Source organism: Arthrobacter sp. JCM 19049 (assembly GCF_001310435.1).
This window is the reverse complement of record NZ_BAXF01000829.1, coordinates 1-708: the sequence shown is the minus strand read 5'-3', so window position 1 is coordinate 708 and position 708 is coordinate 1. Positions and strand designations below refer to the sequence as shown.

The 708-nt window shown below is 71.5% G+C and carries 1 protein-coding gene; it reads left to right on the top strand.

Annotated features, from left to right (window positions below; translation table 11 throughout):
* On the top strand, positions 1–708 hold a 708-nt coding region (locus tag JCM19049_RS16570; protein WP_054822078.1), incomplete at both ends, for a LacI family DNA-binding transcriptional regulator.

The window sequence follows — 708 nt, the reverse complement described above, 5'->3', positions numbered from 1 at the left end:
CGTCACCGCGGCCATGGTGGCCCGCGCGGCCGGGGTCTCCACCGCCACCGTCTCCCTGGTGGCCAACGGCAAGGCCAGCGGACGGGTTTCCGAGCGCAACGTGCAAAAGGTGCGCCAGGCCATCAGCGATCTGGGGTACGTGGTGGACGGGATCGGCAGCTCCCTGGCCCGGGGTGTGAGCTCCACCGTCATCATGGTCGCCCCGGACATCTCCAACCCCTTCTTCGCCCGGCTGATCGCCGGGGTGCGCAAGGTCCTGGGTTCGGACTACCAGCTGCTGCTCTCGGTCACCGATCCCGGCCAGTCCCCCAGCGTCCCGGAGGTGCGCCGGCTGCTGGGCCTGCGTCCGGCGGGTCTGCTCATCGATGCGCCAAACCGGCAGTTCCTGAGCGAACTGGGTTCGCCCATCCCGGTGGTGGCCATCGACGCCCCCGACGCCCCGCCGCAGGTGCCGGCCGTCAACCTGGATGTCGCCCAGGGGGCCCGGGACATGGTCGAACACTTCGCCGGACTCGGGCACCGCAAGGTCGCGTACCTGGACGCGAACACCGGGACCGCCACCCTGCGCCAGCGCCAGCAGGCCTTCACCCATGCCGTGCACGAACACGGAATGCAGCTGCCCGAGGGGGCGGTGATCGCCACCACCATCGACGTGGGAGAGGCGGCCGCCGGTTTCGCCGCGGCGTGGCCGCAGTGGCAGGCGCAGGG